24 protein-coding genes are annotated in these 24,819 nt (G+C 63.8%); 10 read left to right on the top strand and 14 right to left on the bottom strand.

What is annotated here, in order from left to right; all coding sequences use genetic code 11:
* Nucleotides 1-13: 13 nt before the first annotated feature.
* Together hyi and gcl are read right to left on the bottom strand one after the other, a co-directional pair.
* Nucleotides 14-814 (bottom strand): hydroxypyruvate isomerase, encoded by an 801-nt coding sequence (hyi, locus tag AWB72_RS15280; RefSeq protein ID WP_040049472.1) that lies wholly within the window; start codon nt 812-814, stop codon nt 14-16.
* 38 nt (nt 815-852) lie between these two features.
* The gene (gcl, locus tag AWB72_RS15275; RefSeq protein WP_040049473.1) at nt 853-2,628 is read right to left on the bottom strand and encodes a glyoxylate carboligase; all 1,776 of its coding nucleotides are present in this window, start codon (nt 2,626-2,628) and stop codon (nt 853-855) included.
* Nucleotides 2,629-2,797: 169 nt separating this feature from the next.
* Here gcl and AWB72_RS15270 point away from each other — a divergent pair, with 169 nt between their 5' ends.
* The 8 genes from AWB72_RS15270 (at nt 2,798) to AWB72_RS15235 (ending at nt 8,738) form a co-directional block, all read left to right on the top strand.
* Nucleotides 2,798-3,760: a LysR family transcriptional regulator gene (locus AWB72_RS15270; RefSeq protein ID WP_040049474.1), complete on the top strand. Its 963-nt coding sequence runs from the start codon at nt 2,798-2,800 to the stop codon at nt 3,758-3,760.
* Between the two features lie 131 nt (nt 3,761-3,891).
* A complete protein-coding gene (rpsF, locus tag AWB72_RS15265; RefSeq protein ID WP_040049475.1) occupies nt 3,892-4,263 on the top strand; it encodes a 30S ribosomal protein S6 in 372 nt (123 codons plus the stop codon).
* A 34-nt stretch (nt 4,264-4,297) separates the two neighbouring features.
* Nucleotides 4,298-4,597, top strand: coding sequence for a primosomal replication protein N (gene priB, locus AWB72_RS15260; protein ID WP_014191232.1), 300 nt, complete (start codon nt 4,298-4,300; stop codon nt 4,595-4,597).
* A gap of 2 nt (nt 4,598-4,599) precedes the next feature.
* A complete protein-coding gene (gene rpsR, locus AWB72_RS15255; protein WP_007000150.1) occupies nt 4,600-4,875 on the top strand; it encodes a 30S ribosomal protein S18 in 276 nt (91 codons plus the stop codon).
* A gap of 30 nt (nt 4,876-4,905) precedes the next feature.
* A complete protein-coding gene (gene rplI / locus AWB72_RS15250) occupies nt 4,906-5,361 on the top strand; it encodes a 50S ribosomal protein L9 (protein WP_040049476.1) in 456 nt (151 codons plus the stop codon).
* A gap of 110 nt (nt 5,362-5,471) precedes the next feature.
* Nucleotides 5,472-6,860 (top strand): replicative DNA helicase, encoded by a 1,389-nt coding sequence (locus AWB72_RS15245; RefSeq protein WP_040049477.1) that lies wholly within the window; start codon nt 5,472-5,474, stop codon nt 6,858-6,860.
* A gap of 135 nt (nt 6,861-6,995) precedes the next feature.
* On the top strand, nt 6,996-7,622 hold the full coding sequence (locus AWB72_RS15240; RefSeq protein WP_040049478.1) for a DUF47 domain-containing protein: 627 nt from the start codon (nt 6,996-6,998) through the stop codon (nt 7,620-7,622).
* Between the two features lie 105 nt (nt 7,623-7,727).
* Nucleotides 7,728-8,738, top strand: coding sequence for an inorganic phosphate transporter (locus AWB72_RS15235; protein WP_040049479.1), 1,011 nt, complete (start codon nt 7,728-7,730; stop codon nt 8,736-8,738).
* 46 nt (nt 8,739-8,784) lie between these two features.
* Here the strand turns inward: AWB72_RS15235 and AWB72_RS15230 are convergent, their stop codons facing one another.
* The 12 genes from AWB72_RS15230 to AWB72_RS15175 form a co-directional block, all read right to left on the bottom strand.
* Complete coding sequence (locus tag AWB72_RS15230) at nt 8,785-9,591, bottom strand: SDR family oxidoreductase (protein ID WP_040049480.1); 807 nt, start codon at nt 9,589-9,591, stop codon at nt 8,785-8,787.
* Nucleotides 9,592-9,668: 77 nt separating this feature from the next.
* Nucleotides 9,669-10,718: a C40 family peptidase gene (locus tag AWB72_RS15225; protein WP_040049481.1), complete on the bottom strand. Its 1,050-nt coding sequence runs from the start codon at nt 10,716-10,718 to the stop codon at nt 9,669-9,671.
* Between the two features lie 194 nt (nt 10,719-10,912).
* On the bottom strand, nt 10,913-12,799 hold the full coding sequence (locus AWB72_RS15220) for a PhoH family protein (RefSeq protein WP_040049482.1): 1,887 nt from the start codon (nt 12,797-12,799) through the stop codon (nt 10,913-10,915).
* Between the two features lie 400 nt (nt 12,800-13,199).
* On the bottom strand, nt 13,200-13,661 hold the full coding sequence (locus AWB72_RS15215) for a peroxiredoxin (RefSeq protein WP_040049483.1): 462 nt from the start codon (nt 13,659-13,661) through the stop codon (nt 13,200-13,202).
* A gap of 68 nt (nt 13,662-13,729) precedes the next feature.
* On the bottom strand, nt 13,730-14,626 hold the full coding sequence (locus AWB72_RS15210; RefSeq protein ID WP_040049484.1) for a polysaccharide deacetylase family protein: 897 nt from the start codon (nt 14,624-14,626) through the stop codon (nt 13,730-13,732).
* A 10-nt stretch (nt 14,627-14,636) separates the two neighbouring features.
* On the bottom strand, nt 14,637-15,692 hold the full coding sequence (locus tag AWB72_RS15205; protein ID WP_052449766.1) for a bifunctional UDP-4-keto-pentose/UDP-xylose synthase: 1,056 nt from the start codon (nt 15,690-15,692) through the stop codon (nt 14,637-14,639).
* On the bottom strand, nt 15,689-16,675 hold the full coding sequence (locus AWB72_RS15200) for a formyltransferase (protein WP_040049485.1): 987 nt from the start codon (nt 16,673-16,675) through the stop codon (nt 15,689-15,691). Before AWB72_RS15200 ends, AWB72_RS15205 begins: the two co-directional genes overlap by 4 nt.
* On the bottom strand, nt 16,672-17,721 hold the full coding sequence (locus tag AWB72_RS15195; RefSeq protein ID WP_040049486.1) for a glycosyltransferase: 1,050 nt from the start codon (nt 17,719-17,721) through the stop codon (nt 16,672-16,674). Before AWB72_RS15195 ends, AWB72_RS15200 begins: the two co-directional genes overlap by 4 nt.
* A 27-nt stretch (nt 17,722-17,748) precedes the next feature.
* Nucleotides 17,749-18,906: a DegT/DnrJ/EryC1/StrS family aminotransferase gene (locus tag AWB72_RS15190; protein WP_040049487.1), complete on the bottom strand. Its 1,158-nt coding sequence runs from the start codon at nt 18,904-18,906 to the stop codon at nt 17,749-17,751.
* 35 nt (nt 18,907-18,941) lie between these two features.
* A complete protein-coding gene (locus tag AWB72_RS15185; protein ID WP_040049488.1) occupies nt 18,942-19,313 on the bottom strand; it encodes an SMR family transporter in 372 nt (123 codons plus the stop codon).
* 69 nt (nt 19,314-19,382) lie between these two features.
* Entirely contained in the window at nt 19,383-21,056 is a 1,674-nt protein-coding gene (locus tag AWB72_RS15180; protein ID WP_040049489.1) for a glycosyltransferase family 39 protein, read from the bottom strand.
* Between the two features lie 388 nt (nt 21,057-21,444).
* Nucleotides 21,445-21,819, bottom strand: coding sequence for an Mth938-like domain-containing protein (locus AWB72_RS15175; protein WP_040049490.1), 375 nt, complete (start codon nt 21,817-21,819; stop codon nt 21,445-21,447).
* 418 nt (nt 21,820-22,237) lie between these two features.
* On the opposite strand from AWB72_RS15175, the gene AWB72_RS15170 reads away from it, so the two are divergent.
* On the top strand, nt 22,238-23,476 hold the full coding sequence (locus AWB72_RS15170; protein ID WP_167550962.1) for a pyridoxal phosphate-dependent aminotransferase: 1,239 nt from the start codon (nt 22,238-22,240) through the stop codon (nt 23,474-23,476).
* Nucleotides 23,477-23,500: 24 nt separating this feature from the next.
* A complete protein-coding gene (locus tag AWB72_RS15165; RefSeq protein ID WP_040049492.1) occupies nt 23,501-24,817 on the top strand; it encodes a homoserine dehydrogenase in 1,317 nt (438 codons plus the stop codon).
* The last annotated feature ends 2 nt before the right edge of the window (nt 24,818-24,819 follow it).

Genomic DNA, 24,819 nt, shown 5'->3' with positions numbered 1-24,819 from the left:
CTGTGTGTCTGGTTTAGGCGGTTGCGCGTTGCTTGACGCCGCCGATCGACTGAAGCCAGCCGAGGCCCGCTTCGGTGCCGTTGAGCGGCTTGTATTCGCAGCCGATCCATCCTTCATAGCCGATCGAATCGAGCAGTTCGAACAGGAACGGGTAGTTGATTTCGCCCGTGCCCGGCTCATTGCGTCCGGGGTTGTCGGCAAGCTGAATATGCGCAATCGACGGCAGGTTCTTCTTGATGGTCGCGGCGAGTTCGCCTTCCATTCGCTGCATGTGATAGATGTCGTACTGCAAGAACAGATTGTCCGATCCGACCGCGCGAATGACATCCAGTCCTTCGCCCGAACGGTTCAGCGCGAAGCCCGGAATGTCGTAGCTGTTGCACGGCTCGACGAGCAGCTTGATGCCTTCTTTCTTCAGCGCATCGGCGGCGAAGCGCAGGTTCTCGATGATCGTCGCGCGCGCCTGATCCGCCGATACGCCCGCCGTCGGAATGCCGACGAGGCAGTTCAGTTGCGGCACGTTCAGCGCCTTCGCGTATTCGATCGCGCGGGCCACGCCTTCACGAAACTCGGCGACGCGATCGGGCAGGCACGCGATGCCGCGCTCGCCCGCATCCCAGTTCCCGGCGGGCAGGTTATGCAGGACGATTTGCAGATCGTTGTCCTTCAGGCGCGTCTTGATGTCGCCGATCGAGAACGCGTAGGGAAACAGGAACTCGACCGCCTTGAAGCCCGCATTCGCGGCCGCGGCGAAGCGGTCGAGGAACGGGACTTCGTTGAACAGCATCGTCAGATTCGCGGCAAATTTCGGCATGTGTTGGTCCTGATGGTCGGTCAGTGGAAGTGCGTGGTTCAGTCGAGCGGCGTCACGGCGGTCGGGGCGTCGGCCTTGCTTTCGGCCAGCTCTTCGAACTCGTTGATCGCATCGATCTCGGTGCCCATCGCGATGTTCGTCACGCGTTCGAGAATCATCTCGACGACGACCGGCACCTGATGTTCCGCCGCCATCGCCTGCGCCTTCCGAAGCGCGCCCGCGATGTCTTCCGGCTTGAACACGCGCAGCGCCTTGCAGCCGAGGCCTTCGGCCACCGCGACGTGATCCACGCCGTAGCCTTCGAGTTCAGGTGCGTTGATGTTGTCGAACGCGAGCTGCACGCAGTAGTCCATGTCGAAGCCGCGTTGCGCCTGACGGATCAGACCGAGATACGAGTTGTTCACGACCACGTGCACGTACGGCAGCTTGAACTGCGCGCCGACCGCAAGCTCTTCGATCATGAACTGGAAGTCGTAGTCGCCCGACAGCGCGACGATCTTGCGTTGCGGGTCCGCCGCACGCACGCCGAGCGCGGCGGGAATCGTCCAGCCGAGCGGGCCGGCCTGACCGCAGTTGATCCAGTTGCGCGCCTTGAACACGTGCAGGAACTGCGCGCCCGCGATCTGCGAGAGACCGATCGTCGTCACGAAGCAGGTGTCGCGATCGAACGCGAGGTTCATCTCTTCGTAGACGCGCTGCGGCTTCATCGGCACGTTGTCGAAGTGCGTCTTGCGCTGCAACGTGCGCTTGCGCTGCTGGCAGTCCGCGACCCACGCGCCGCGATCCTTAAGCTTGCCCGCGGCCTTCCATTCCTTCGCCACCTCGACGAAGAGTTCGAGCGCGGCCTTCGCATCCGACACGATGCCGAGGTCCGGTCCGAACACGCGGCCGATCTGCGTCGGCTCGATATCCACGTGCACGAACTTACGGCCCTTCGTATAAACCTCGACGCTGCCGGTATGACGGTTCGCCCAGCGATTGCCGATGCCGAGCACGAAGTCCGATGCGAGCATCGTCGCGTTGCCGTAGCGATGCGACGTCTGCAAGCCGACCATGCCGGCCATGAGCGGGTGATCGTCGGGGATCGCGCCCCACGACATCAGCGTCGGAATGACGGGCACGCCGAGCGTCTCCGCGAATTGCACGAGCAGGTCTTCCGCCGCCGCGTTCAGCACGCCGCCGCCGGAGACGATCAACGGCTTCTCGGCGTCGTTGAGCATCGCGAGCGCCTTTTCGATCTGTGCGCGCGTCGCTTTCGGCTTGTAGACCGGCAGCGGCTCGTACGTGTCGATGTCGAATTCGATCTCGGCGAGCTGCACGTCGATCGGCAAGTCGACCAGCACCGGACCCGGACGGCCCGAGCGCATCAGATGGAACGCCTGCTGGAACACGCGCGGCACGAGCGCGGGTTCGCGCACCGTGACGGCCCACTTCGTGACCGGCTTCGCGATCGATTCGATATCGACCGCCTGGAAGTCTTCCTTGTACAGGCGCGCGCGGGGCGCCTGGCCGGTGATCGCGAGAATGGGAATCGAATCCGCCTGGGCCGAATAGAGGCCCGTGATCATGTCCGTGCCCGCAGGCCCCGACGTCCCGATGCAAACGCCGATGTTCCCCGGAGCGGCGCGGGTATAACCTTCGGCCATGTGCGACGCGCCTTCGACGTGCCGCGCCAGCACGTGGCTGATGCCGCCCGACTTTTTCATCGCCGAGTAGAACGGGTTGATCGCGGCGCCGGGCACGCCGAACGCGGTATCGATACCTTCTTTTTCCAGCACGAGAACGGCTGCGTCGACGGCTCTCATCTTGGCCATGAATGTCTCCTTCGTGTGTCTCAATCCGTGAATGCTGTCTGCATCGAAGCAGGGTTCCGTTGCACTTTAGGATCGTGAAAAAGGTTTGATAAGATCATCGCGAGTCGCTTTTTCCCAAACTAAAAGTATCGAATTGAGATGCTGCGCGGCTTACAACGGAGACACGGACATGGACCGCTTCAAGCAGATCGAGACTTTCGTGCGCGTGGCCGAAGCCGGCAGTCTCGCGGCAGCGGCACTGGAAGAGGGCGTATCGCCGGTGATCCTCGGACGGCGCATTGATGCGCTCGAAAAGCGGCTCGGCGTCAAGCTGATGTATCGCTCGACACGGCGGCTCGTCGTGAGCGAAGAGGGCGCGGCGTTTCTCGATCGCTGCAAGAACCTGCTCGCGGAGTGGGATCAGGCGGAGAACGAGCTTGCGGCGGGGCGTCGCGCGGTGGGCGGGCATCTGATCGTGTCGGCGCCGGCGGCGTTCGGGCGCATGCACGTCGCGCCCCACGCGCCCGCGTTCGTCGCCGACAAGCCGGAATTGCAGATGTCGTTCAATCTGACCGATCGCGTCGTCGATCTGGTGCGCGAGGGTTATGATCTGTCGATTCGTATCGGCGGGGCGGTGGATCCGAATTTCGTCGCGGTGAAGCTCGCGGGCAACCGGCGCGTGGTCTGCGGCACGCCCGCGTATTTCAAAAAGCACGGCAAGCCGAAGACGCTCGACGACCTGCCGAATCACAACTGTCTCGCGTTTAACCTACAGGGCGGCCAGAACCGCGGCTGGTATTTCCAGCGCAACGGCAAGCTGGCGACCGTGCGCGTCACCGGCAACCTCGACTGCAACGACGGCGAATTGCTGCATCGCTGGGTATCGGAAGGGCTGGGGCTCGGCTGGCGATCGACGTGGGAAATCCAGCGGCAACTGGAAGCGGGTGAGCTGGAAACCGTGCTCGACGAATTCGAACTGCCGGCCTACGACATCCTCGCCGTCTACCCGCAGCAGCGCTATATTCCGGCGCGCGTTCGCTACTTCATTGATTATCTGAAGGAAATTTACTCGCAGCCGGGCTACTGGAGCCGCCGGCTCACGCTGCCGGGCGAGTCGGCGGGAGCGCCCGCAGCCGCCGCGCACGTCCGCTAACTGCTTGAAAACGCGCTCGAAATTCAATTTGCACGAGCGCAGACAAAAAGCTATAATCTTCGGCTTCTCACTTGCCGCACCGGTCCGACGCCCGGGCGGCTTCTATCCATAAGTCAGCACAAGGAGTGAATATGCGTCATTACGAAATCGTCTTTATCGTGCACCCCGATCAGAGCGAGCAAGTGCCCGCCATGATCGAGCGCTACAAGACCACGATCACGTCGCACGGTGGCCAGATCCACCGCATCGAGGACTGGGGCCGCCGCCAACTGGCCTACATGATCGAGAAACTCGCGAAGGCTCACTACGTCTGCATGAACATCGAGTGCGACCAGGCGACGCTCGAAGAACTGGAACACGCGTTCAAGTTCAACGACGCCGTTCTGCGCCATCTGATCGTCAAGATGAAGAAGGCCGAAACCGGCCCGTCGCCGATGATGAAGGAAGTGCAGCGCGAAGAAGCCAAGAAGGCGGCTGCTCAGCCGACCGAAGCGCAGGCTTAAGGCGAATTCATTCGTCACAGCCACCAAGGTTTAAGTGAACCGGCTGCAACTGACAGCAAGCGTCGTGGAACGCGAACCGGTGCGGTACACGCCCGCCGGCATCCCGATCGCAAGCTGCACATTGCAACACGCCGCGGAAGTCGTCGAAGCGGGCATCGTCCGCAAGATCGAACTGACCCTGCAGGCGGTCGCGGCCGGAGAGGCGAGCGGCAAGCTGGAAAGCTGTCCGATGGGCGTCGAAACACGCTTCACCGGCTTTCTGGCGAAACGAAGCCGTAACGCGCGAACCCTGGTGTTTCACATCACAGAATTGCAGGACATTGGAAAGGACTGAACATGCCCCGCCCGACTGGTAAGAAATTCGACAAGCGTCGTCAGCAACAAAACCCGCTCTTCAAGCGCAAGAAGTTCTGCCGTTTCACGGCAGCCGGTGTCGAGTACATCGACTACAAGGACACGGAAACGCTGAAGGACTTCATCGGCGAAAACGGCAAGATCACGCCGGCTCGTCTGACTGGCACGAAGGCGCACTATCAGCGCCAGCTCGACACGGCAATCAAGCGCGCGCGTTTCCTCGCGCTCCTGCCGTACACCGACCTGCACAAGGCCTAATTCAGACGACGCACTAAGGACAAGCCAAAAATGCAAATCATTCTTTTGGAAAAGGTCGTCAATCTGGGTAACCTCGGCGACATCGTCAAGGTCAAGGACGGCTACGCACGCAACTTCCTGATCCCCGGCAAGAAGGCTCGCCGCGCGACCAAGGACGCAATCGCCGAATTCGAAGTTCGCCGCGCCGAACTCGAAAAGGTCGCCGCAGAAAAGCTGACCGCTGCGCAAAAGCAAGGCGAAAAGCTGAACGGCTTCACGGTTCAGATCTCGCAGAAGGCTGGCGTGGACGGCCGTCTGTTCGGTTCGGTCACGAACGCGGACATCGCTGAAGCGCTGAAGTCGCAAGGCTTCGCTGAAGTTGAAAAGGCACAAGTGCGCCTGCCGCAAGGCCCGCTGAAGATGGTCGGCGACCATCCGGTTCAAGTGGCGCTGCACACGGACGTCCTCGTCGACGTGACCGTGTCGGTGCTCGGCGAGCACGCGTAAGTCACAGCGAGGCCTCGTGCCTCGCGAGCAGGAAAAGAAGGGCAGGAACCTCCATCGGTTCCTGCCTTTTTTATTGTCCACGCCGCGCCATTCATCGATAATTCCACCCCATGAACGCACCGTCCAAAGATCCGCAACTCGACGCGCTGAAGGTCCCGCCGCACTCGATCGAAGCCGAGCAATCGGTGATCGGCGGTCTCCTGCTGGACAACGCGGCGTGGGACCGCATCGCCGACGTGATGGCGCAGAGCGACTTCTATCGCTACGACCATCGCATCATTTACGAGCACATCGGCAAGCTGATCGCGGCGACGCGCCCGGCCGACGTGATCACCGTCTACGAAGCCCTCAACATGGCCGGCAAGGCCGAGGAAGTGGGCGGGCTCGCGTACCTGAACGCGCTGGCGCAGAACACGCCGAGCGCGGCGAACATCCGCCGTTATGCCGAAATCGTGCGCGACCGCGCGGTGTTGCGCCGCCTCGTGTCCGTCGCCGATGAAATTTCCGCCGACGCGTTCAATCCGCAAGGCAAGGAAGTGCGCCAGATTCTGGACGAGGCGGAGTCGCGCGTGTTTTCCATCGCGGAAGACGGGGCGCGCGGCACGCAGGGCTTCCTCGAAATCGGGCCGCTGCTGACGCAGGTGGTCGAGCGCATCGACACGCTTTACCACACCGCCAATCCGAGCGACGTGACCGGCACGCCGACCGGTTTCGTCGATCTCGACCGCATGACATCGGGCATGCACGGCGGCGAGCTGATCATCGTGGCGGGGCGGCCGTCGATGGGTAAAACCGCTTTCTCAATGAACATCGGCGAATACGTCGCGGTGGAGTACGGGTTGCCGGTCGCCGTGTTCTCGATGGAAATGCCGGGCACGCAGTTGACCATGCGTATGCTCGGTTCGGTCGGACGGCTGGATCAGCATCGCATGCGCACGGGCCGCCTGACCGACGAAGATTGGCCGAAGCTCACGCACGCCGTGCAGAAAATGAGCGAGGCGCAGCTTTTCATCGACGAAACCGGTGGTCTGAATCCGATGGAACTGCGTTCGCGCGCCCGGCGCTTGTCGCGGCAGTGCGGCAAGCTCGGGCTCATCATCGTCGACTATCTGCAGTTGATGTCCGGCTCGGGCGGCGGCGAGAACCGCGCCACCGAAATCTCCGAGATTTCGCGCTCGCTCAAGAGTCTCGCAAAGGAACTGGACGTGCCGGTGATCGCGCTGTCTCAGCTGAATCGCGGTCTCGAACAGCGCCCGAACAAGCGCCCGATCATGTCGGACCTGCGCGAATCCGGCGCTATCGAACAGGACGCGGACGTGATCCTCTTCATCTATCGCGACGAAGTCTACAACCCCGACAGCCCGGACAAAGGAACGGCGGAAATCATCATCGGCAAGCAGCGTAACGGCCCGATCGGTCCGGTGCGCCTCACCTTCCACGGGCAGTACACGAAGTTCGACAACTTCGCGGGCGTCCAAAGCTTCTACGGCGGCGAATAAGCGCCGCGCTCAAACTGTCATATCGTTGCGACACTCGTGTTCACGCGTCTGGATGGCGCGGTGCGCGGGGTTCGGCACGCAGGTACAATACGTCAGTTTGATGACAGCCTCATTGACCCATTTAGCGGGAATTTCATGTTCGGTCGTTTCATGCCCACCGAGGGCAAATTTTTCGAGATCTTCAACGCGCATGCGAAATGCATGGTCGATGCAAGCCGGGAACTCGAACTGCTGATAGACAACCTCCACGAAGCCGAGGTCCACAAGCAGAACGTGCAGGCCAACGAAAAGCGCGCTGACAAGCTCACGCACGAAACCATCGATCTGCTGCACAAGACTTTCATCACGCCGCTCGATCGCGACGAAATCCACAAGCTGATCACCACGATGGACGACATCCTCGATCTGATGGAGGACGTCGCCACGGCCATTTCGCTGTACGACGTGCGCGCCGTGACGTCCGAGGCGAGCCAGCTTGCGCACATCTGCACGGCCACGTGCCTGCGCGTGCAGAACGCCGTCAGCCTGCTCGAAGACATGAAGCGCGCGAGCGAAATCCTCAAGATTTGCGAGGAAATCGACCGTCTGGAGTCGGACGCGGACCGCGTCTTGCGCTCGGCCATGTCGAAGCTGTTCCGCGAGGAAGACGACGTGAAGACGCTCATCAAGCTCAAGGCGATCTACGAGCTTCTCGAGACGATCACCGACAAGTGCGAGGACGTCGCCAACATCATCGAAGGCATCGTGCTGGAAAACGCCTGATCATGCCGCCCGAGCCCGCGCTCGCGCAGCATTGGATCGCGCGCGGCGGGTGCTGACGACACAGACGGGGCCGCACTTCAAGCCCGGTCAAAACAACACCAACTGATGCATTCGATTCAACTCGCCCTCTGGGCCGTCGCCACGCTCGTCATAGTCGCACTCGTGTTCGACTTCATGAACGGCTTCCACGACGCTGCCAACTCCATCGCCACGGTCGTTTCGACCGGCGTGCTCAAGCCGCAGCAAGCCGTCGCGTTCGCGGCCGCGTTCAACGTCATTGCGTATTTCATCTTTCACCTGAAGGTGGCCGCCACGGTCGGCAAGGGGACGATCGACCCCCAAATCGTCGATCACTACGTCATCTTCGGCGCGCTGGTCGGGGCGATCGGCTGGAACATCGTGACGTGGGTGTACGGCATTCCGTCGAGTTCGTCGCATGCGCTGATCGGCGGGCTCGTCGGCGCGGCGCTCGCCAAGTCGGGCTGGGGATCGCTGAACTGGGACGGGCTCTTGAAAACCGTCGCGTTCATCTTCATCTCGCCGCTGCTCGGTTTCGTGCTCGGCTCGTTTTTCATGCTGCTCGTGTCGTGGATGTATTTCCGCACGCCGCCGTCGAAGGTGGACCGGCGTTTCCGCCGCCTGCAGCTCGTGTCGGCGGGTCTGTATTCGCTCGGCCACGGCGGCAACGACGCGCAGAAGACCATCGGCATCATCTGGATGCTGTTGATCGCCACCGGCTACGCCTCGTCCACCGCCGACGCGCCGCCCATCTGGGTGATCGCGCTGTGCTATCTGTCGATGGGTCTCGGCACGCTGTTCGGCGGCTGGCGTATCGTCCGCACAATGGGGCAGAAGATCACGAAGCTGAAGCCCGTCGGCGGCTTTTGCGCGGAGACGGGCGGGGCGATCACGCTGTTCCTCGCGTCGATGCTCGGCATTCCCGTCTCCACGACGCACACCATCACCGGCGCGATCGTCGGCGTGGGCGCGACACAGAAGTTCAGCGCGGTGCGCTGGGGCGTCGCGGGGAATATCGTGTGGGCGTGGGTGCTGACGATCCCCGCATCGGCGGCGCTCGCTGCTGCGGGCTGGTGGATCGGCCACCACATCTTCTGAGCGTCCTGCTTCGCCTGCGGCCCGCCAATGCGCGGGCCGCAGCGCTTCAAATGATCGGCGACGATACCCCGTCCATCGGGATGATCGCGCCCGACACGTAACTCGCGCGGCGGCTCGCCAGGAAGAGCGCGACGTCGGCGATTTCCTCCGGTTTCGCGTAACGGCCGAGCGGCACTTTGGCCTGACTGTCGGCGAGCACCTGATCGCGTGTGACGCCTTGCCGTTGCGCCTCCAGTTCGAGCGCTTCCTCGACGCGCTCGGTCAGCGTCGCGCCGGGGTTGATCGCGTTGATGCGGATGCCGAGCTTCGCGTAATGATGCGCGAGCCCGACCGTATTGAGCATCAGCGCCGCATTCGCCGCGCCGCCCGCGATGTGGATGTCCGTCGCGATTTTCCCGCCCATCCCGACGATATTGACGATCGCGCCCGGCTCCGCGTCCGGCTCGTTGCGACGGCGCTCGGCCATGCGCTTCAGCACGACTTGCTGCGGGTAGACGTAGGAGAAATATTTCGCGTCCATCGCGGCTTTGTAAGCGGCGGCGTCGAGCGAATCGGGATCGTAGCGGCGCGCGGCGCCTGCGCTGTTGATCAGAATGTCGATGGCGCCGAGCGCCGCGCTCGCTTCCTCGACGACGTCCTCGGCGCTGTGCGCTTCGTGCAGGTCCGCGCGGGCTAGGTGAACGTGATGGCCGTCGGCCGCAAGCTGTTCGCGCGCCCGCGCGAGATTGGCGGCGTCGCGCGAGACGATCGCGACTTTCGCGCCTTCACGCGCGAACGCCTTCGCGCAGGCAAAGCCGATGCCCTTGCTGCCGCCCGTGATCAGGACGACCTTGCCGGCAAGACCCAGGTCCATGATGGTTCGCTCCTATCGGTTCTTTGGTGCCGCTGTGGGATGAATCGGAACACGATAGCAGAGAGGCGCGGCAGGCGTCAGTTGCTGCCGGCGGCGAAGCGGGCGATGGGATCGTCGGTCGAGGCCGGACGGGGCGCGGTCAGCGAACCGGTGGAGGCGCGCATGATGTGCACGGGCGGCTCGGCGGGCTCTGACGGCGCGACGGCCTTTGCCGCCTGCGCCTGACTGCGTGCCGCGCGCCACGTGGGCGGGGGCGGCTCGAAGGCATCGGCGGCGGCCTGGATCGGATCGGGCGCGGCGTTGCCTGCGACAGCCGATTGCGCCTGGCGCTGCGCGGCGCTCATCGACGCAGGCGGCGGTTCGAAGGCGTCAGCGGTAGCGGATCGACGCGCGGCGGACGATTGCCGTTGCGCCGCGCTCAGCGATGCGGGCGGTGGCTCGAAAGCATCGGCGGTGGCGGTTTGACGTACCGAAGGGGGCGCTTCCGCCGCTACAGGCGCTTGCGGCCTCGAAGCGGAAACCTGCGCCGCCGTCACCGATTGCGCTCCGGACGCCAGATAAGTCGGTCCGTCGAACGGCGTCGGCGCGGCCTTCGCCGGGGCGACGCGTCGAATCCCGTCGAAACGCTTCGCCCAGTACGGGTTCGTCAGGTAGTCGAGCCGCACGGTGCCGCCGGTCGACGGCGCATTCACGAAGCGCAGCTTGCCCACATAGATGCCGACATGCGAATGCGGCCGGCCCGTCGTATTGAAGAAAACGAGGTCGCCAGTCGCGATTTCATCCGGCTCGATCGACTCGCCGCGCCCGCTCATCTCACCGGTCGTGCGCGGAAGATTAACGGATGCGGCGCGATCGACGACATAGCGCACGAGGCCGCTGCAGTCGAAACCGGCGTCGGGTGTGTTGCCGCCCCAACGATACGGCACGCCGACGAGCGACATCGCCTGAATGGAGATTTCTTCACGCCCGACGCTGTGATCGACGAAATTCGGGAAGCCCGACGGCGGCGCATACGCGCGCGGGACGGTGCTCGCAGAAACGGCCGGCTTGCGCGCTGCCTGCTGCGGCGCGGTTCCACACGCGGCGAGCAGAAGGGTGACAACGAACGGCAGCCAGATTCGACGCATTTCGAGCAGGCGGCGAGCAGCGCTCGCCAGAACGGATAATTCCGCCGATAGTAGCCGTCGCACGGCCGTGCGGCAAGAAATCGTGATATTTCACTTTAAGTTTGTGCCATAACTGTCACACCGGCGGAACGTGGGGACGAAAAAAAGCCCGGCGGATCGCTCCGCCGGGCTGATCACAAAACGCGCCCGTAGTCTTAGAGAATGTCCGATGCGTAATCCGCCAGACGCGAGCGTTCGCCGCGCGCGAGCGTCACGTGGCCGCTGTGGGACCATCCCTTGAACCGGTCCACCACGTAGGTGAGACCCGAACTGCCCTCGGTCAGATACGGCGTGTCGATCTGCGCGATGTTCCCCAGGCACACGATCTTCGTCCCCGGACCCGCCCGCGTGACGAGCGTTTTCATCTGCTTGGGCGTCAGGTTCTGCGCTTCGTCGATGATCACGTACTTGTCCACGAACGTGCGTCCGCGCATGAAGTTCATGCTCTTCACCTTCAGGCGCGAGCGGATCAACTCCTGCGTCGCGGCGCGGCCCCATTCGCCGGCGGCGTCGTCAGTTTTCTGCAGGACTTCGAGGTTGTCGTCGAATGCGCCCATCCACGGCTGCATCTTCTCTTCCTCGGTGCCCGGCAGAAAGCCGATGTCCTCGCCGACCGGCACCGTCGCGCGCGTCACGATGATCTCGTTGTAGCGCTTGTCGTCGAGCACTTGCGCGAGTCCGGCGGCGAGCGCCATCAGCGTCTTGCCGGTGCCCGCCTGGCCGAGCAGCGTGACGAAATCGACTTCCGGGTTCATCAGCAGGTTGAGCGCGAAATTCTGCTCGCGATTGCGCGCCGTGATGCCCCACACGTTGTTCTTGTGGTGCCCGTAGTCGCGCAGCGTTTGCAGCAGCGCCGTCTTGCCGTTCAGCTCGCGCACGACCGCGTGGAACGACGGCTCGCCGTTCTGCGGCTCCAGATAGACGAACTCGTTGACGAGCATCGACGGGCAGAGCGGCCCGGTCACGCGATAGTACGTGGTGCCGGTTTTCGTGTCCTGCCAGCTTTCCATCCCCTTCGCGTGCTTCGTCCAGAAGTCCTGCGGCAGCGCGCGCACGCCGGAATAGAGCAGGTCCTTGTCTTCGAGAACCTGATCGTTGAAGTAGTCCTCGGCGGGCAAGCCGAGCGCATGCGCCTTGATCCGCATGTTGATGTCTTTCGACACCAGCACGACCTGGCGATCCGGCCTTTCCTTCTGCAACGCGCGCACGACGCCGAGAATCTGGTTGTCCGCCTTGCCGACGGGCAGGCCTTCGACCGGCTCGATATCCGTGAGCGTCGTCTGGAAGTACAGGCGGCCGAGCGCATCGCGATTGCCTTGCGCGGCGAGCGCGATGCCTTCCGACATCTGCCCGCCGTTCGCGACGAGCGCATCGAGCGTGCGGCTCACCTGACGCGCATTGCGCGCCACTTCCGACATGCCCTTCTTGTGGTTGTCGAGTTCCTCGAGCGTCATCATCGGCAGATAGACGTCGTGTTCCTCGAAGCGGAAGAGCGAACTCGGATCGTGCATCAGCACGTTGGTGTCGAGCACGAAGAGCTTGCGCAGCTCTTCTTCGACCGCGCCGCGCTGACGGCGCTTCTGTTGGACGCGCGCGTCTTTCGCGGGCGCGGTGGCCGGAGCGGCGGGCGTCGTCGCGGGCGCTTCGGTGCGTGCTTCGCGTTTCGCGGGACGTGCTTCCTCGCGGCTCTGGGGCTGCGTTCCGGGTTGCGCTTCGTCAGGCTTCGCGCGCGCGCTCGGCACGGGCTGCAAGAGCGCCGCGGTCTGTTTGGTCCGACGGCCGCGCGGCGCGGGAGCGGGAACAGCCGATTCCACCGGCGCTTCCAGCGGCACTTGCGTCAGCACATCGCTCGCGATGGCGCGCAGCGTATGCGCGGCATTCGCGGCTTGCGGACGCTCCGCAGCGACGGTTTCGACGGAGCCGCTGGCGTCGTCATCGCTCGTTGCAGTCTTCTTCGACTGCTTCGATGGCCTGGCTTTGGCCTTGTACTCTTCGGCCGGAAGGAGATGGCCGAGCTTGGCCGGGGCGGTAGGCAAAGGCATGGTGTTCCCTCAGAAGGAATCGGGTCATGTGTCGTGCGCCGCCTGTCGCATCCTGCTCGTTTGCCCATACAGCGTTAAGCGCTAGGTATCCCGCAGTTTGCGCCGGGTGGCGCGCTTCGTTGTCGAAAACGCCGGTTCGCCTAGGTTTCGATCTGCTCCTCGATGCGTGGCTCACGACGCGCCTTCAGCCGATCACGCTGGCCGCCGCGCGACGCAAATAAAAAAGCCGCCGTCCGGGCTACCGGAACCAGCGGCTGACTTCTCTTTCAGAGCGCCTGCGCCGTGCCCGTCCCACGTAGCCCGGGTCCATGCCGACCGCACCGAAAGGCGCACGGCGGCTCGCGCAAAGGCAAAGGGAATGGGGTGGACAGGCGCTCATTGCGAACCAATATAACGTGCCTCAAATCGCTTGTACAGCCTCGACGATAGCCTCGACGTGCCCCGGCACCTTGATGCCGCGAAACTCGCGCCGCAGCACGCAGTCGGCATCCAGCAGGAACGTCGAACGTTCGATGCCGCGCACTTCCTTGCCGTACATTTTCTTCATCTTGATGACATCGAAGAGCGAGCAGATGGCTTCGTCGGAATCGGAAACGAGCGTGTACGGCAGTTCGAGCTTCGCCTTGAAGTTGTCGTGCGACTTCACGCTGTCGCGCGAGATGCCGACGATCTCCGCACCGGCCGCCTTGAACTGCTCGTAGTGGTCGCGAAAGCCCAGGCTTTCCGTCGTGCAGCCGGGCGTGTTGTCCTTCGGATAGAAGAACAGCACGACCTTCTGGCCGCGCAGGCTCGAAAGCGTGAACTCGCCGCCCGTCGCGGGCGCGGTGAAGTCGGGAACGGGCTGGTCGACGGCGACTGGCACGTAGTTTTCTCCTGTTGTCGTTGATCTTGGTGGAAGGCAAGCGCGCGCGGCGCTCCCGTTAATTCTGCTCAGCCCGGCTGAACGATCAGTTCGCCCGCGCGGCCCGGAATCTCGCCCCATGTCACCGGGTACGAGGGCAGCGTGGAACGGTCGAGCGTCGCATGATAGTCGCCCATCGTGGCGAAGCTGTGTCCCTGCGCGCGCCAGCCGGCGAGCAACTGCTCGAACACCGGCGCGAGCTTCTGGCCTTCCAGCTCCGCGTGCAGCGTGAACACCTGATCGTGCGGATTGTTCATCGTATGACGCAGCAGATGCGCCGCGACGTTGCTTTCATCGACGCCATCCACGCCAAGAATTTCATCGAGCGTCGGCAGCGTGGTCGGCATCTGGATGTGATCGAGCGTGCGGCCGTCGAGGACGGGAATGTAGGGCGTGTGTCCGCGTCCATCGGATGCATACCGCATGCCCCACGCATCGATCTGTTCGAACGCGTAGCCGTTCATCTGCCAGCCCGCCGCGCCGTGCGTGACGGGCGGCGCACCGAAGATCTCGATAAAGCGCGCATGGCTTTGCTGCATCTGCGCGACTGTCCACGCGCGGTCGCGTGAGCGCACGTTGTCCTGCCAGTAGACGTGATCCCACGTATGGATGCCGCATTCGAAGCCGGCTTCGTGGATCGCGCGCATCTCCGACACCGCCTGCCTGCCGATATCCGGCCCCGGCAGCAGCACGCCGTACATGAGCGTCTTGATGCCGTAATGCTCGACCACCGACGTGCGCGACACCTTCTGCAGGAAGCCCGGCCGGAACACGCGGCGCAGCGCCCAGCCGGTGTGATCCGGGCCGAGGCTGAAAAGGAACGTTGCGCGGGCGCTGTACTTGTCGAGCAGACGCCCGAGGTTCGGCACGCCTTCGCGCGTGCCGCGCAGCGTATCGACGTCGATCTTCAGGACGATGCGAGCCACCCGTCGTCCCTCAGTCCTGATCGGCCTGTTCGACGAGCTTGCGCGCTTCGCCCACGATTCCGCGATACGCCTCGAAAATCTTGCGCAGCGCGTCGTCCATGGTGGCTTGCGGCGCCCAGCCGAGTTCCTGCATCGTGTTGTCGATCTTCGGCACGCGGTTCTGCACGTCCTGATAGCCCGCGCCGTAGTACGCGCCCGACGACGTCTCGACGAGCTGCACCTGCTTCGCGGTTTCCGCGTACTCCGGGAACTCGTTGGCGAGCGCCAGCATCTTGCCGGCCAGTTCGCGTACCGAGAAGTTGTTCTTCGGATTGCCGATGTTATAGATCTTGCCCGTCGCGACGCCGCCCTTGTTCTCGATGATCTTCATCAGCGCGCCGATGCCGTCGTCGATGTCCGTGAACGCGCGCTTCTGCGCGCCGCCGTCGACGAGACTGATGTTCTCGCCGCGCACGATATGGCCGAGGAACTGCGTGACCACGCGCGACGAACCTTCCTTCGGCGTGTAGATGGAGTCGAGGCCCGGGCCGATCCAGTTGAACGGACGGAACAGCGTGAAGTTGAGGCCCTCCATGCCGTAGCCCCAGATCACGCGGTCCATCAGCTGCTTCGAGCACGCATAGATCCAGCGCGGCTTGTTGATGGGGCCGTAGGAGAGCGTGGAGTTTTCCGGGTCGAACTGCTCGTCGGTGCACATGCCGTAGACCTCGGAGGTCGACGGAAACACCAGATGCTTGCCGTACTTCACGGCCGAGCGGACGATCGGCAGGTTCGCCTCGAAGTCCAGCTCGAACACGCGCAGCGGCTGCTTCACGTACGTGGCGGGCGTGGCGATCGCGACGAGCGGCAGGATCACGTCGCACTTCTTGACGTGATACTCGACCCATTCCTTGTTGATCGTGATGTCGCCTTCGAAGAAGTGCATCCGCTCGTGATTCGCGAGCTCGCCCAGGCGATCGGTTTGCATGTCCATCCCGAAGACTTCCCAGTCGGTGGTTTCGAGGATGCGCTTGGACAGGTGATGGCCGATGAAGCCATTGACACCGAGGATCAGAACTTTTTTCATGAATGACGAGTGGATTGAATGAGTCGGCCGAATTCGGCGGGATCGACGGCGCGTTCTTCGCCGAAAGCGTGCGACGCGGCGTCCAGGAGCCGATGGCGCAGTTCGTGCACGGCGATGACGCGGCCGTCGCCGCAGACGCCAAACAGCGCATTATCCGTCACCCTTAGGCCCGGCGGCAAACTCCGCAGCGCCGCGAGCGTCTGCGGCGTTGCGCCCGGCGCGCCGGTTTCGGGCACGAGCCGCGCGCGGGCGACGACGAAGCGGTGCTCGCCAATGTCGGTGAACGCGCCCGGATAAGGCGGTGCGACGGCGCGGATGAGGTTGTAGACGCGCTGTGCCGGCTGCGTCCAGTCGATGCGGCCGTCTTCCGGCTTGCGCCCGCCGTAATAGCTGCCGGCGGCGAGATCGTTCGGCAGATGCGGCGCTTCGCCGGCCAGCAGGGCGGGCAGCACGCGCCAGAGCGTCTGCTCGGCGGCGACCACGGTTTTGTCGAAGACTTGCGCGGCGGTGTCGTCGGGGAGAATCGGCACGGGCGTCTGCGCGACGATCGCGCCGGCGTCCGGCTTCGCCGCCATTTCGTGCAGCGTCGCGCCGGTTTCCGTTTCGCCGTTGATGACCGCCCAGTTGGTCGGCACGCGGCCGCGATACTTCGGCAGCAGCGATCCGTGCATGTTGTAAGCGCCGCGCTTGCCAAGCGCGAGCAGCGCGACCGGCAGCATGTGCCGGTAATAGAACGAGAAGATGAAGTCCGGCGCGGCTTTGGCGACGGCGTCGTGCACGTCGGGCGACTTCGGATCGGCGGGCGTTATGACGTCGATGCCATGTTCCGCCGCGACCTGCGCGACGCTGCCGAACCAGATGTTCTCGCTCGCGCTGTCCTCGTGCGTGACGACGAGCGCGACATCGACGCCGCGCGCGAGCAGCACTTGCAGGCAGCGCACGCCGACGTTGTGATAGGCGAATACGACGGCGCGCGGCTTCATCGGCCGTTGTCCTCGCGGCTCACGACCGCAGCCACCGGCTGCACCGGCTGAATCACGTCGGGCGCCTGTTGCGCGGCAATCGGCAGCCCGTCGCGCTGTTCGAGAATCGTCTGCACGAGGTATCGCGGCCGCGCGCGCACTTGCTGATAAATGCGTCCGATGTACTCGCCGAGCAGCCCGAGCGCGAAGATGATGACGCCGAGCATGAAGAACGTGATGGCGAACAGCGTGAACACACCCTGGACTTCCGCGCCGAACATGAAGCGGCGAATCAACAGCAGCAGGAAGAGGCCGGCCGAGCCGACCGACAGGATCACGCCGATAAACGACAGCCATTGCAGCGGCACCACCGAGAAGCCAGTGACGAGGTCGAAATTGAGGCGGATCAGGCTATAGAGCGAGTACTTCGATTCGCCCGCGAAGCGCTCTTCGTGCGCGACGTCCACTTCGATCGGGTTCTGCGCGAAGGTGTACGCGAGCGCGGGAATGAACGTGTTGATTTCGCCGCACCGGTTGATCGTGTCGATGATGTGCCGGCTGTACGCGCGCAGCATGCAGCCCTGATCCGTCATCTTGATCTTCGTGATGCGCTCGCGCAGGCGGTTCATCGCGCGCGACGCCTTCTTGCGCCACAGACTGTCCTGGCGCTGCTGGCGGATGGTGCCGACGTAGTCGTAGCCTTCGCGCATCTTCTGGACGAGCTTGCCGATTTCTTCCGGCGGATTCTGCAAGTCGGCATCGAGCGTGACGACGATCTCGCCGCGCGACTGCTCGAAGCCCGCGAGAATCGCCATGTGCTGGCCGTAATTGCCGTTGAGAAGAATCACGCGCGTGGTGTCCGGGCGCACGTGAAACTGCTGCGCGAGCAGCGCCGCCGACTTGTCGCGGCTGCCGTCGTTGATGAAGATCACTTCATACGACGTACCGAGCGCATCGAGCGCCGGATAAAGCCGCTCGAAGAGGGCGGCTAGGCCCTCCGCCTCGTTGTACACCGGGATGATGATCGAGACTTCGGGCGAACGCGCCGGAAAATCCGTAGGACTCATGTGGCTGTGCATTTCCTGAGCATGTCGTTAGCGGTTGGGGCCATATTGCTCGCAGATTTCGTCTACCGCGGCGACGACGCGCGCGACATCGTCCGCGGTCATCAGCGTGAAGAGCGGCAGCGTGACCGTCGATGCGCCGTAGCGTTCGGCGTGCGGGAACATGCCTTCTCCGAACCCGCGCGCGCGATACAGCGAAAACAGATGCAGCGCCGGATAGTGCACGCCGGAACCGATGCCGCGCTCCTTCAACTGCTCCATGAACTGCGCGCGCGTGAGCTGCAGCGTGTCGAGCGGCAGCGCGATCTGGAACATGTGCCAGTTGCTGTCGGTGAAATTGCGCGGCGGCAGCCCGACGCCGAGGCGCACGGCCGCGCCGCCATCGAACGCGTCGAAATAGGCGCGCGCAAGCTCGCGGCGCTTTTCCGTGAAGCGTTCGACCTGCCGCAACTGCCCGAGACCGACGCGCGCCGCGACATCGGTCAGATTGTATTTGCCGCCGAGCACGTCGCAATCCATGCCGTCGAAGCCCGTGCGCGTGATGCCCTGCAGCCGGTACTTGCGCGCCAGCTCCGCTTCGTCCTCGTTGTTCATGACGAGCGCGCCGCCTTCTATCGACGTCACGTTCTTGTTCGCGTGGAAGCTGATCGAGACGAGATCGCCAAACGAGCCGATGCGCTTGCCCTTCCACGTCGAGCCGAACGCCTGCGCGGCGTCCTCGATCACGCGCAGCTTGTGCGCGCGCGCGATCTCGTAGAGCCGGTCCATGTCGACGGGCAGCCCCGCGAGATACACCGGCATGACCGCCTTGGTGCGCGGCGTGATGGCCTTTTCAAGCAAGTTCAGGTCCATGTTGCGCGTGGCCGGATCGATATCGACGAAAACCGGCGTCGCGCCCACTTCCAGGATGACGTTCGCGGTCGACACCCAGGTCATCGGCGTGGTGATGACTTCGTCGCCCGCACCGACGCCCGCGATGCGCAAGGCGATTTCCATCGTGCAGGTGCCGGAATTGAACGCGCGCACCGGACGGCCGCCGAAGTACGCCGACAGCTCGGCTTCGAATTGCTGATTCTGCGGGCCAGTGGTGATCCAGCCGGAGCGCAGCACGTCGACGACGCCCTGAATGGTTTCCTCGTCGATCTCTGGCTTGACGAAGGGCAGGAACGGCCGCGATGTCTGAGTCATGGAATGATTGCTTAACAAAAGGGAGTGAACCGGGATCAGCCGCGCGCGAGCACGGCCACGCCGACGAGAATGATGCCGATGCCGACGAGCCGCTGCACCGACAGCACTTCGCCGAACAAATACCATGCCGCAAATGCGTTGACGACGTAGCCGAGGGACAGCATCGGATAGGCGACCGACACGTCGACGCGCGACAGCCCGACGATCCACACGACCACGCTCACCACGTAGCACGCGAGCCCGCCGATGATCGGCCACTGGGTCGCGATCTTGATGCCGACGGGCAGGATGTTCGTCGGGGTCATATCGAAATGGCCGACGGCGTTCACGCCCGCTTTGAGCAGCAGTTGGGCGCACGCGTTCAACAATACGCCGATGACGATGCAAGTGAAGGAAATCGGGTTCATCGGTTGGGGAATAAGGATACTCGGTTCACCGGCGCACGCCCGCATGCGGGATGTGCGCCGTCTCGGCCATCACGGCTGCGGCTTTTCGACGATCACGCGCCGCGCGTCCCGGGCGATGACCTTCATCGGCACGCCGCGCGCGAGCATTTCGTCATAGCGCGCGGGCGGCAGGAGCGCCAGCGCGTAGCGGTCGGCGTTCCAGCGCTTCACCCAGTCGTCGATGGTCGGCAGCCATTTCTGCGGCTCGGTCGCGACGCCGAACCTCAGTTCGTCGGCTTCCTGCACCATGATCATCGTGTGGCCGAGGTAGAAGGGCATCGTGTGATCGAGCTTCGCGATCGAATAGAACGGCGTGTCGGGCGGGAGCTTCGCCATCTCGGCCTTCACGGCGGGCACGAGTTTCACGCCCGAGCTTTCCACGCCGAAGACGTCGTGGCCGGTGCCCGCGATCGTGCCGAGCAGCAGCCACGCCGCGCCCAAGCCCGCCGCGCCCGCGAGCACGCCGCGCCGGTTGAGCCAGAGCGCGAAGATCGTCACGACGAACGCCACCGCGATACCCGCATAGACCCAGACCTGGAACGCGCGATACAGCGCGTTCGGCGTGTTCGCGCTTCCCGCCCGGCCGATGAAGATCGCGCCGAACGCCGCCGCGATGAGAAACACCGCATAGCCGATCAGATGCATGCGGTACTGATTCTTCGTGAGCGAGGGCAAATACAGGCCGATCACGAGCGCGATGGCCGGCGCGATGGGCAGCACGTAGGAAAGCAGCTTCGAATGCGACGCGCTGAAGAACAGGAAGATGAACACCGACCAGACCAGCAGCATGGTCACGGGTGCGAAGCCGTTGGGCTGACGCGGCGTCTTCACGGCGTGGCGCACGCTCTGGAACGCAACCGACAGCCACGGCAGGAACCCGACGATCAGCACCGGCACGAAGTAATAGACCGGCCCCGGGCGATTCTGCTCGGGCGTCAGATAACGCTTGAACTGCTGGACGATGAAGAAGAAGTTGAAGAACTCGGGATTCTTCATCTGCACCAGCACGAACCACGGCCCGGCGACGATCAGAAAGACGATCAGCCCGCTGCCGATGTAGAGCCGCTTCCACAGCGCCCAGTCGCGCGAAACGAGCGAATAGATGACGAGCACCGCGCCCGGCAGAATCAGCCCGACGAGTCCCTTGGAGAGCACGGCGGCGGCCATCGCGGCCCAGCAGAGCCACATCCAGAGGCGCACCTGACGGGCGGGCAGGCCGGGGCGCTGCGCGAGCAGGAGGGCGCACAGCGTGACTTCCATCCAGAACGCGAGGCCCGTGTCCAGCACGTTGAAGTGAGCGAGCAGACTCCAGTATGGGCACGTCGCGAGGATGACGGCGGCGGCGAAGCCGGTCATCGCGTTGAAGACACGCTTGCCGGTGAAGCCGATCAGGAGCACGCCGGCGAAGCCCGTCAGCGCGGTATAAAGCCGCGCCTGCCATTCGCCGATGCCGAACCACGCGAAGGTGAGCGCGTTGGCCCAGGTTTGCAGCGGCGGCTTCTCGAAGTACTTGTAGCCGTTGTAGCGCGGCGTGATCCAGTCGCCGGTGAGGAACATTTCACGCGCCATTTCCGCGTAACGGCCTTCGTCGCTCGGAACCAGATGGCGCAGTCCGAGCGGCGCGAACCATACGATCGCGAGCGCGATGACGAGAAGCGTGAGCGAAAGACGTGTGAGCGGTAGCCGCGAAGGCGTATCGTTCATGAAGTCGACCTGTCCGATGCCGCGATGCGGCGCTAGTGAATCGAAATGGGCTTTTTGCGGCGTCGTGGCGCGCGGGAAGGCGCGGCCAGCGTGTCCGCGTCCTCGCGACCTGGTTCAGGCACCAAAGTGCGGCGCAAGTTCTCGCGCGGGTCGCCAGGACGGAAAAAACGCAACGGAAAGCCCGGTGAAAGCGGCTTCGCGCCGCTGCGTCCGCCGGCCGCTCGCGCGAGGCGTGACGGACGCCGGGCGGGAGTGTATCGCACGCGTCGCCGGATTCGGCATTTTGGCGCACCGGCTCCGGGCTTCGTCCCGCCGCGACGCGCGAGTGTCGCCGATTTCGCCTTAACGGAAGCTTAGCGAACGCTTAAGCGACGCCCAGGCGCGCGGCTCACGCCTCGATCAGCAGCGCAGCGGCGACGCGCCGGCCTTCGGACATCAGGATGTTGTAGGTGCGGCAGGCCGCGCCGAAGTCCATCGTCTCCACGCCGATGCGATGCTTCGCCAGTTGCGCGACGAGCCGCGGATGCGGAAAACGCAGCTTCGCTCCGCTGCCGAAGATCACGACCTCGGGCGCGGCTTGCACGAGGGCGTCGAAATGCTCGGGCGTGAGCGCGTCGAACGACGAGACCGGCCAGCTTTCGACGGGCGCGTCCGGTATCACGATGACGCTGCCTTCGTGCCGTTGAAGATTGATCGCGACGAAGTCGTCTCCGTAGCTCGTGATCGTATTGAGTGCGCCGCTCGATTCCTGGTGAAGTTTCAAAACGAAGATCCGGCAAGAGAGGAAGGGCAGACACGGCCCCGGCTGGACGCCGCCGCGGCGGATTTCGCGCCGCGCTTTGGTGCATTGCGGAACCGGGCCATAATCGGTAAATTATAACTTTCCGGCCGCCGGTCCTGCTTGGGCGGCAACCGTTGCGCTCGCGTGCCGCCACAAGCCGCCATCGACACGCAATCCGGCCGGCAGCGCCCGCGCCCTATCTGGCGAAGCGTTACCCGCCACGCCGGAAGGCGCAAACCCAAAGCCGTGTCGGCTCCGCACAACCCCGTAACACCCGTTTTCGTCGATACTTCCGAGCGGTGCGCCGGTTGTCGCAGCCGTATCCGGCCGCCTGCATCGGACGTCCCGAGCAACGTCGCAAGAACCACATCGCATCCGTCCATCACCAGAGCCGCCCGCCGTGAAACCGATCCTCAAATCCAATAAGCTGCAAAACGTCTGTTACGACATTCGCGGACCCGTGCTCGAACACGCGAAGCGCCTCGAGGAAGAAGGGCATCGCATCATCAAGCTGAATATCGGCAATCTCGCGCCGTTCGGTTTCGACGCGCCGGACGAGATCATTCAGGACATGATCCGCAATCTGCCGAGTTCGTCGGGCTATTCGGATTCGAAGGGCGTGTTCGCGGCGCGCAAGGCGATCATGCATTACACGCAGCAAAAGGGCGTGGCGGGCGTGGAACTGGACGACATTTTCATCGGCAATGGCGCGTCCGAATTGATCGTGATGGCCATGCAGGCGCTGCTCAACGACGGCGACGAAGTGCTGCTGCCCGCGCCGGATTATCCGCTGTGGACGGCGGCCGTTAGCCTTTCGGCGGGCACGCCGCGCCACTACATGTGCGACGAAGGCAACGGCTGGATGCCCGATCTCGACGACATCCGCGCGAAGATCACGCCGAACACGAAGGCGCTCGTCGTCATCAACCCGAACAATCCGACCGGCGCGCTGTATTCGGACGAACTGCTGCAGGAACTGATCGGCATTGCGCGCGAGCACGGGCTCATCATCTTCGCCGACGAGGTCTACGACAAGATCGTCTACGACGGCAAGACGCACACGTCGATGGCCGCGCTCTCCGAAGACGTCATCACGGTCACGTTCAACAGCCTGTCGAAGAGCTACCGCTCGTGCGGGTATCGCGCGGGCTGGATGGCGATTTCCGGGCTGATCGAAGAGAACCGCCGCCGCGCGAAGGACTATCTCGAAGGGCTCGGCATTCTCGCGTCGATGCGCCTGTGCCCGAACGTGCCCGGCCAGTACGCCATTCAGACGGCGCTCGGCGGCTATCAGAGCATCAACGACCTGATCGTGCCGGGCGGACGCCTCTTCAAGCAGCGCGACCTCGCGTATGAGATGCTCACGGCCATTCCGGGCGTTACGTGCGTGAAGCCGCAAGCCGCGCTTTACATGTTCCCGAAGCTCGACCCGAAGATGTACCCGATCGCCGACGACCAGCAGTTCATCACCGACCTGCTGCTCGAAGAGCGCGTGCTGCTCGTGCAAGGCACCGGGTTCAACTGGCCGACGCCGGACCACTTCCGCGTGGTCTTCCTGCCGAACGTCGACGATCTCGCCGATTCGATCAACCGCATCGCGCGCTTCCTCGACGGCTATCGCAAACGGCACTCCGCTTAATTTCTCTATAAAGACTCGCGCAGTATGGAACCGATCAAAGTAGGACTCTTGGGCTTCGGCACGGTGGGCAGCGGCACTTTCACGGTGCTGCGGCGCAACCAGGAAGAAATCAAACGACGCGCGGGACGCGGCATCGAAATCACGCGCGTTGCCGTGCGCACGCCGGCGAAGGCGCAGGCCGCGGAAGGCGTCGCGATCACGGATGACTTCCACGCCGTCGTCGACGATCCTTCCATCGACATCGTGTGCGAGATGATCGGCGGCACGGGCTTCGCGCGCGAACTGGTGTTGCGCGCGATCGCCAACGGCAAGCACGTCGTGACGGCCAACAAGGCGCTGCTCGCGGTCCACGGCACCGAAATCTTCGAAGCGGCCCGCGCGAAGGGCGTGATGGTCGCGTTCGAAGCGGCCGTCGCGGGCGGCATTCCGATCATCAAGGCGCTGCGCGAAGGGCTGACCGCGAATCGCATCGAGGCCATCGCGGGCATCATCAACGGCACGACGAACTACATTCTTTCGGAGATGCGCGATCGCGGCATCGACTTCGCGACCGCGCTCAAGGGCGCGCAAGAGTTGGGCTATGCGGAAGCAGATCCGACCTTCGACATCGAAGGCGTCGACGCCGCGCACAAGGTCACGATCATGAGCGCCATCGCGTTCGGCGTGCCGGTGCAGTTCGATCGCGCGTACGTGGAAGGCATCAGCAAGCTCGCGGCCATCGACATTCGCTACGCGGGTGAACTGGGTTATCGCATCAAGCTGCTGGGCATCGCGCGCCGCACGGAGAAGGGCATCGAGTTGCGCACGCATCCGACGCTCGTGCCGGAAAAGCGCCTGCTCGCGAACGTGGAAGGCGCGATGAACGCGGTCGTCGTTCAGGGCGATGCGGTCGGCACCACGCTGTACTACGGCAAGGGCGCGGGCGCGGAGCCGACGGCGTCGGCCGTGGTCGCCGATCTCGTCGACGTGACGCGCCTGCATACCGCCGATCCGGAGCATCGCGTGCCGCATCTGGCGTTCCAGCCGGACAGCCTCTCCAACACGCCGATCCTGCCGATCGACGAAATCACGAGCGGCTATTACCTGCGCCTGCGCGTGGCGGACGTGACGGGCGTGCTCGCCAACATCACGCGCATTCTCGCGGACAAGGGCATTTCCATCGACGCGTTGCTGCAGAAGGAATCGGAGCAGGTCGACGGCGGCAACAGGGGCGAGACGGACATCATTCTCATCACGCACGAAACGGTGGAGAAGAACGCAAACGCGGCGATCGCGGAGATCGAAGCGCTCTCCACGGTCGTTTCAAACGTGACGAAGCTGCGCATGGCAGTGCTGAACTAAAC

Origin of the sequence: Caballeronia concitans (assembly GCF_001544615.1) — a bacterium.
In the GTDB taxonomy this organism is placed as follows: Bacteria; Pseudomonadota; Gammaproteobacteria; order Burkholderiales; family Burkholderiaceae; genus Caballeronia; species Caballeronia concitans.
This window is presented reverse-complemented; position numbering and strand designations above follow the sequence as displayed.

Bases quoted from the DNA above. Each gene is read 5' to 3' on its own strand.
- AWB72_RS15195 (WP_040049486.1), bottom strand. From the start codon at position 17,721: ATGAGTCCTACGGATTTTCCGGCGCGTTCGCCCGAAGTCTCGATCATC.
- AWB72_RS15185 (WP_040049488.1), bottom strand. From the start codon at position 19,313: ATGAACCCGATTTCCTTCACTTGCATCGTCATCGGCGTATTGTTGAAC.
- AWB72_RS15225 (WP_040049481.1), bottom strand. From the start codon at position 10,718: ATGCGTCGAATCTGGCTGCCGTTCGTTGTCACCCTTCTGCTCGCCGCG.
- AWB72_RS15180 (WP_040049489.1), bottom strand. From the start codon at position 21,056: ATGAACGATACGCCTTCGCGGCTACCGCTCACACGTCTTTCGCTCACG.
- AWB72_RS15240 (WP_040049478.1), top strand. From the start codon at position 6,996: ATGTTCGGTCGTTTCATGCCCACCGAGGGCAAATTTTTCGAGATCTTC.
- AWB72_RS15230 (WP_040049480.1), bottom strand. From the start codon at position 9,591: ATGGACCTGGGTCTTGCCGGCAAGGTCGTCCTGATCACGGGCGGCAGC.
- AWB72_RS15165 (WP_040049492.1), top strand. From the start codon at position 23,501: ATGGAACCGATCAAAGTAGGACTCTTGGGCTTCGGCACGGTGGGCAGC.
- hyi (WP_040049472.1), bottom strand. From the start codon at position 814: ATGCCGAAATTTGCCGCGAATCTGACGATGCTGTTCAACGAAGTCCCG.
- AWB72_RS15200 (WP_040049485.1), bottom strand. From the start codon at position 16,675: ATGAAGCCGCGCGCCGTCGTATTCGCCTATCACAACGTCGGCGTGCGC.
- gcl (WP_040049473.1), bottom strand. From the start codon at position 2,628: ATGGCCAAGATGAGAGCCGTCGACGCAGCCGTTCTCGTGCTGGAAAAA.
- AWB72_RS15205 (WP_052449766.1), bottom strand. From the start codon at position 15,692: ATGAAAAAAGTTCTGATCCTCGGTGTCAATGGCTTCATCGGCCATCAC.
- AWB72_RS15220 (WP_040049482.1), bottom strand. From the start codon at position 12,799: ATGCCTTTGCCTACCGCCCCGGCCAAGCTCGGCCATCTCCTTCCGGCC.
- rpsR (WP_007000150.1), top strand. From the start codon at position 4,600: ATGCCCCGCCCGACTGGTAAGAAATTCGACAAGCGTCGTCAGCAACAA.
- rpsF (WP_040049475.1), top strand. From the start codon at position 3,892: ATGCGTCATTACGAAATCGTCTTTATCGTGCACCCCGATCAGAGCGAG.
- AWB72_RS15190 (WP_040049487.1), bottom strand. From the start codon at position 18,906: ATGACTCAGACATCGCGGCCGTTCCTGCCCTTCGTCAAGCCAGAGATC.
- AWB72_RS15235 (WP_040049479.1), top strand. From the start codon at position 7,728: ATGCATTCGATTCAACTCGCCCTCTGGGCCGTCGCCACGCTCGTCATA.
- AWB72_RS15245 (WP_040049477.1), top strand. From the start codon at position 5,472: ATGAACGCACCGTCCAAAGATCCGCAACTCGACGCGCTGAAGGTCCCG.
- rplI (WP_040049476.1), top strand. From the start codon at position 4,906: ATGCAAATCATTCTTTTGGAAAAGGTCGTCAATCTGGGTAACCTCGGC.
- AWB72_RS15270 (WP_040049474.1), top strand. From the start codon at position 2,798: ATGGACCGCTTCAAGCAGATCGAGACTTTCGTGCGCGTGGCCGAAGCC.